This is a genomic window from uncultured Kiloniella sp., from assembly GCF_937128705.1.
Taxonomy (GTDB): Bacteria; Pseudomonadota; Alphaproteobacteria; order Kiloniellales; family Kiloniellaceae; genus Kiloniella.
This window is the reverse complement of record NZ_CAKZMP010000440.1, coordinates 1-6,159: the sequence shown is the minus strand read 5'-3', so window position 1 is coordinate 6,159 and position 6,159 is coordinate 1. Positions and strand designations below refer to the sequence as shown.

The window sequence follows — 6,159 nt, the reverse complement described above, 5'->3', positions numbered from 1 at the left end:
GACGTTACTCCTAGCACTGACTCTGTTTATTCTAGTGCTAAAACTGAAGATCGCCTTGGAGAGAAAGTAGGCGATCAGTCTTTAAATTTAACTCTTTATTTTGAAAATATTCTTTCGCAAGGAACCCTGCCATGAGCTTAGAAACAGGAATTCGTGACGCGCTATTACGAGTAGCGACTGAAATTAACTTGATACGAACAGAAAGAGGATCTCTAGCATCGCTCACAACGACAGATAAAGCATCCATTGTTGCAGCGTTGAATGAAGTGAAGACTATTGCTATTTCAGCAGCCAGCACAGGAGGTGCTGATGTTAACGATCTTGCTACTAATACATCTGATGTGTGGTCAAGTTCAAAGGTAAATTCGGAAATAACAAATGCCGTGTCCGCCGCTGTAACAGGATTGGTCAACGGTGCTGATGGCGCAATGGACACGTTGAAAGAACTGTCAGACGCCATCACAAGTAACGATGGAGACCTTTCTGGAATCTTAACATCATTATCAGAGAGGGTTAGGACCGATACTGCATCGCAAGGTTTGTCGGATCTTCAAAAAACAAATGCCCGTACAAATATCAGTGCTGTATCAGCCGCCGATGTTGGCAATACATCTAGGAATTTTGTCTCTGACTTCGAAGGTGGGCTGACTTGATATCATGGCTCTTGATCTTAAAATAATATCTCTGGCCCAAAGGATCGCCCAAGAATTCAATACTATTCGTGGTCAAATTCCTCCTACGCCAGTTTTCACAAAACAATTTAAGAGCGAAGAGCAGATAATTACGTCGGGAGGAAAACTAACTTTAGCCCATGATTTACCAACACAACCCGAGCTCTATAAAGTTGTGCTTAAATGTAAAACACCAGAGTTTGGCTATAGTGTTGGTGATGAAGTTGACCCGTCGTTGTGGGCCATAGGAACGGGCGCCAGTAGCCATAGTAGAGGGTGTGCTGTTGTCCCCAGCGCAACTAATATTGTTGTAATTATTGGTAGTAAATCTTCATCTTTCAATATTCCAGTAGAGACTACTGGGTCGACAAATAACATTACTAACTCATACTGGAGGATTGTTGTTAAAGCATGGGCGTAAATACAAAATATTATGTTGATAACAATGGTGTTTATCTGGGTGGTTTTGCTGGAGTTGAGCCACCAGAGGGAGCGGTTGAGGTTCAATATCCACCTGACGATGCACGGCAGTTATGGGAAGGAGGATCTTGGGGAAATAATCCTTATGAAGCACCAGTCATAACCCCATTACAGTTTTTTGATTTATTTACAGAAACTGAGCAACTTACAATACTTGCAGCTAGATCAGGAAATCCTGCACTAAACCTTATGTTTTCGAGGCTTGAGGTTTCAGGAGAAATTGATCTTTCAAGTGCTGATGTTATTTCTGGTGTTGAAATTTTAGTCAACAACGAATTAATTACTGCAACACGGAAGACAGAAATTTTATCTGGCTCACATCTTCTATGAAAAATTTAAAGAACAATGTTTAAACCTTTTTTCTCTATACCAACCCCGCCCCAATCACATGATTTAATTGATAGAGAACCTTGGCTTAATAATGATGACCCAACCAATCATATTGGTGATATTTTCCTCCACGTCAAAAGCAGATTCCGTTATGAAAGGGATGAACCAGGGCAAGACATCTGGGGCAATGGCAGGTACGAAAATAAAACCCTTGGTAAGGGGCAAGTTCTTGTTGGAGACTGCGACGACTTCTCAATTGAAATACTCAAACAGCTAAAATTACATGGCGCGAAGTCTAAAGAAATAGCACTTGTGATATGCAAAACCACCAAAGGTCAAAGCCATATGGTTGCAGCATTCCACAGCAAAACCGAAACCCATATCTTTGACAATACTAAATCTAAAGTAGCCCCTGCAACAGACCCACAATTTGAAGGCTATAAATGGGAGTACATGTCAAAAAACAATAAATGGTTTTCTATAATTTTGAATCGGTAAATTTACCGTTATATGGTATATCGGTATTTTATGAATATTATTACCGGAAACCGACATGCCTGATCTCAAAACGAAAACTATTAATAACATCATCGATCGAGAAGGCGAGGCATACACAAACGACCCTGATGATTCTGGACGAAAAACTAAATGGGGTATTACAGAGGCTGTCGCCAGACATTATGGCTACAAAGGTCCGATGTGGAAAATGCCCCGGGCAAAAGCCTTCGAAATCTACGAAAGCTTGGTGTGGACTCATTTAAAGCTAGACCAAATTTCAATCATTCATTTCCCACTGGCCGAAGAAGTAGCTGACACAGCCACAAACATGGGTGGTAGTGCAGCTGCAAAATTTCTGCAAGCCAGTCTAAACGCTTTGAACAACCGCCAGAAACTATACCCAGACATCAAAGTTGATGGTGGCATTGGTAATCAGACCCTTAATGCTTTGAAGGCGTTCCTCAGTCACCGCGGCAATGAAGGTGGCAAAGTCATCACCCGGGCATGTAATTGCTTGCAGGGTGCGAAATACATTTCTCTCAGCCAGTCACGCGAAAAAGATGAAAAGTATGTCTACGGCTGGCTTCTCAATCGATGTAATTAACGGAAGTTGAAGTATGAAACCGCTAATCGTACCGACAATTATCATGCTCGTAATCCTATCAGGGTGTGCTGGAACCAGTAACCAGACTTACAACGGTCAGACAGTTGGGAGATATTCCAATGCAGACGGGACAACCATTGAAATCATTTCAGCACGGGAAAGTGACACCGTTGAGTTTGATCTTGACGTATCAAAAGGAAAGGCAAGCTATAAAGCTACAGGCGTTAAAGCGTTTGAAGGTCAGGCGATACGTGCCGAAGTCGAAAAGGTTCTAACAGAAGAATACGGTGAAGCTGTACCAAAAGTTGTTAATGGGCTCCTGAAAGTTATGTCAGGAGCCGGATTATGATACTTACCGTCCATGGCTTTAACACAAACCCGTATTCTCCTAATCCAGATGACCACCCAACAGCACAGCAATGCGATTTTGCAAAGGCACTGGAGCCATACACAACGAAGCCTTTTAACTGGTACTCAGCAGTTCAGGGCAATTGGCCCGATATTAAGAAAGCTTGGCGGGCTGGGCGGCTGCACACCTATTCATATGCCTATCAAGACTTGGCACCGAAAACGGCAGTTGATTTTCTTGCCTTTGTAGTGAGAATTGCCGCTCGTTCTGGCCCCGTTGATGTCTTTGCCCATAGCCTTGGCTCCAGAGTTGTTTTGCAAGCAGCTCGCCTATCACCAAAATCCTTTCGTAGAATCTGCTTAATCAATGCCGCAGAGCGAGTAGAAATAGCCTATCCAATTATTAAAAACCTGCCGCCATCAGTTAAAATTCTGAATGTTTGTGTTAAGGGTGATAAGGTATTGGACAAGCTTGCCGGCTATTGTTCACCTGGTCTTTTCAGAAAAGAAAAAATCCTTGGACAAGACGGTTTATTGCCATCACAACAGGAAATCACTAAAGCTAACTACAAAGAGATTTTTCTTGATGACCCTCTTATGCAGCAACGGTTAAAGGAAAAATACTATCTAGAATTAAAGGGTGGTGGCGACCACCACACCAGTTATAAACATGTTGGTAACCACGGTTTGTTTTATCGGTTCTTTAATGATGAATTAGAACTGTAAGGCTTAACCGCTTTTCTTCTTTCTGGCATCGGCCAAGCTAACAACTTTCCCTGAAAGCCATAGATTTACAGTCTCAGCACTTGCATCCACGGCCTTACGTTTAGGATCGTCCATTAGATGGGCGTATCTAGCTGTTGTTTTTGTATCGGCATGACCAAGCATTTCACCTACCATAGGAAGGTTGCCAGTCACATTAAGAGCGATCGAGGCAAACGAATGGCGCAGGTCATGTATATGTAGATTTGTTATCTCGGCCCCTTCAAGTAGATCCTGCCACAAATCATAGGGATAGGACATAGGGATATCTTCTGTACGAGACATCCCCCCCACCCTTCTCTTACTGGCATCACCAGGTATTATATATTTACTCTTGTGCGTTGGATCATTTCTAATTTCGCGAATGATTTCCATTGCTGCTGCTGGCAACATCAGTTCTTTTTCCCCTGTCTTACTATCGGGCAAATCAAGAATGAACCTGTTATCACTTACCCATAATAATTCTGAATGCATTATCTCTGATAAACGTGCGCCAGTTAAAATAAGTAATCGAATTAATCTTGAGAAATCTTTGTGACGGCCACCATATTCTTCAAAGTTAATAAGCTGGCTGCCCAACCGTTGAGCTTCTGACTCAGCTAGATATCGTTTTCTTTTCCGTTCCGGATAGGCCTTTATGAATTCAGTTGGATCGTCGCCCCTGTCACGCCAGCCCCAACGCTGTGATAAATGAAACGCCTTTTTACAAACCTCTAATACCCTGTTCGCATTTGTTGGTTTATCGTCCATTTCAAGGTGCATTTTCTCCATATCTTCATGGCTAATATCTACAACTTTAAAATACTCAAACCTTGGAAGGATATGCTTGTTCCAAATAGTGTAGTTGTTCTTTCTGGTACTCAGTTTCTGCCGAACGAGCATGTGTTTTCGTTCGTATGCTTTAAAAAGATCTGAAACCAATGGCGGGTATTCAAGACACCCTAATCTATAAGCTTCTTCTACCTCTGGCTTTCGACCACTTCTGATGGCTTCATATTTTTGATCTATTTCGTCTCTACAGGTTTCTTGATGATCGACACCTAATATCTTTGACCAAGATGAACCTGATATTTTGAGTGCGATAGTTTTAACGCCGGGTGTTTCACCCTTGCTAATAGAGTACCGCCAATCCCCTGCAATTTCTCTGGCTTCTTCAATGGTGATATCACCATGAATGCCAATTCTGGGCTTGTGCTGTTTTCCATTTAGGTCACGGTAATAAAGAGTGTAAGTTTTACGGCCAGAAGGCATTACGCGGACGTGAAAACCGCGAACATCAGTATCCCATACATTGTATGGTTTTTTGTCTGGTTCCAATCCGTCAATGAAACGTTTGGAAAGGCGCTTTTTATTCGCCTCACTCATAAATAGAATCCCCATCCCTTATATACCGTTTATCGGTATTTAAACGGTATATCGGTAGATTGACATATTTACGGTTGTGCTGGCAAGTTTTTAGTTTGGTAGCACTTTGGTAGCAGATGGTTCAGGAATGGTCAGGGGTAAAATAAAAAAGGCTCACCAGATTAACTGGTAAGCCTTTGATATGTTTGATCTTGTTTAGATCAGTTTGGTTGCGGGGGTAGGATTTGAACCTACGACCTTCAGGTTATGAGCCTGACGAGCTACCGGGCTGCTCCACCCCGCGTTAGGGTAATATTAGTCGCACGCTTGTTTCTGTATTAGAACTCACTTACCGAACGTAAGAGAGGCAAGGACGACTGTCCGTCCGCAGCGTAGCGAGGATAGCGAGGCCGGAGGGCGACGCATATGTTCGAAGCTTAGCTGAGAACGAATAAGTATAAAACAATAAAAGGCCCGTTAGGGCCTAGTATTGTTATGACAAAGTTGCTCTGTGTTTAAAAGACCTGGCAACGACCTACTCTCCCACACCTTAAGATGCAGTACCATTGGCGCTGAGAGTTTTCACGGCCGAGTTCGGGATGGGATCGGGTGTTGGGACTCTCGCTATAGTCACCAGGTCATTAAAACACAGAGTTGTATGAATTTGGTCTGAACAGACCGTTACTTATTTTAGTCTTGATACACGAGTGTATCATTAATTTATCACTGCGGTGATAGAGTGTTCGATCAAGCCAATCGAGCGATTAGTACTAGTTAGCTTCATGCGTTACCGCACTTCCACACCTAGCCTATCAACGTGGTGGTCTTCCACGGCTCTCAAGCGAGACCTTGTTTTGAGGCTGGTTTCCCGCTTAGATGCTTTCAGCGGTTATCCATTCCATACATAGCTACCCGGCGGTGCTCCTGGCGGAACAACCGGTACACCAGAGGTATGTCCATCCCGGTCCTCTCGTACTAGGGACAGATCCTCTCAAGTCTCGAACACCCACGGCAGATAGGGACCGAACTGTCTCACGACGTTCTAAACCCAGCTCACGTACCACTTTAATTGGCGAACAGCCAAACCCTTGGGACCTGCTCCAGCCCCAGGATGTGATGAGC

General features: G+C 43.3%; 8 protein-coding genes, 1 tRNA gene and 2 rRNA genes. 7 read left to right on the top strand and 4 right to left on the bottom strand.

What is annotated here, in order from left to right:
• The first annotated feature begins 131 nt into the window (after window positions 1–131).
• From Q0241_RS22455 to Q0241_RS22425, 7 genes are read left to right on the top strand one after another with little or no spacing between them, the layout of a single operon-like run.
• Window positions 132–653: a hypothetical protein gene (locus Q0241_RS22455; protein WP_299381659.1), complete on the top strand. Its 522-nt coding sequence runs from the start codon at window positions 132–134 to the stop codon at window positions 651–653.
• A gap of 4 nt (window positions 654–657) precedes the next feature.
• The gene (locus Q0241_RS22450; protein ID WP_299381657.1) at window positions 658–1,092 is read left to right on the top strand and encodes a hypothetical protein; all 435 of its coding nucleotides are present in this window, start codon (window positions 658–660) and stop codon (window positions 1,090–1,092) included.
• A complete protein-coding gene (locus tag Q0241_RS22445; protein ID WP_299381654.1) occupies window positions 1,083–1,481 on the top strand; it encodes a hypothetical protein in 399 nt (132 codons plus the stop codon). Before Q0241_RS22450 ends, Q0241_RS22445 begins: the two co-directional genes overlap by 10 nt.
• A 15-nt stretch (window positions 1,482–1,496) precedes the next feature.
• Window positions 1,497–1,979 (top strand): transglutaminase-like cysteine peptidase, encoded by a 483-nt coding sequence (locus Q0241_RS22440; protein ID WP_299381651.1) that lies wholly within the window; start codon window positions 1,497–1,499, stop codon window positions 1,977–1,979.
• A 55-nt stretch (window positions 1,980–2,034) separates the two neighbouring features.
• A complete protein-coding gene (locus tag Q0241_RS22435) occupies window positions 2,035–2,583 on the top strand; it encodes a glycosyl hydrolase 108 family protein (RefSeq protein ID WP_299381648.1) in 549 nt (182 codons plus the stop codon).
• Window positions 2,584–2,596: 13 nt separating this feature from the next.
• Window positions 2,597–2,932, top strand: coding sequence for a hypothetical protein (locus tag Q0241_RS22430; RefSeq protein ID WP_299381645.1), 336 nt, complete (start codon window positions 2,597–2,599; stop codon window positions 2,930–2,932).
• Window positions 2,929–3,657, top strand: coding sequence for an alpha/beta hydrolase (locus tag Q0241_RS22425; protein ID WP_299381641.1), 729 nt, complete (start codon window positions 2,929–2,931; stop codon window positions 3,655–3,657). The genes Q0241_RS22430 and Q0241_RS22425 overlap by 4 nt, the downstream gene beginning before the upstream one ends.
• A 3-nt stretch (window positions 3,658–3,660) precedes the next feature.
• Here the strand turns inward: Q0241_RS22425 and Q0241_RS22420 are convergent, their stop codons facing one another.
• The 4 genes from Q0241_RS22420 to Q0241_RS22405 all read right to left on the bottom strand — a co-directional run.
• Window positions 3,661–5,058 carry a site-specific integrase gene (locus Q0241_RS22420; RefSeq protein ID WP_299381638.1) on the bottom strand — a complete coding sequence of 466 codons (1,398 nt, stop codon included), beginning with the start codon at window positions 5,056–5,058 and terminating at the stop codon, window positions 3,661–3,663.
• Window positions 5,059–5,264: 206 nt separating this feature from the next.
• Window positions 5,265–5,341: transfer RNA gene (locus Q0241_RS22415), tRNA-Met, on the bottom strand.
• Between the two features lie 218 nt (window positions 5,342–5,559).
• A 5S ribosomal RNA gene (gene rrf / locus Q0241_RS22410) occupies window positions 5,560–5,675 on the bottom strand.
• Window positions 5,676–5,780: 105 nt separating this feature from the next.
• Window positions 5,781–6,159: ribosomal RNA gene (locus Q0241_RS22405) — 23S ribosomal RNA — on the bottom strand; the annotation flags it as partial.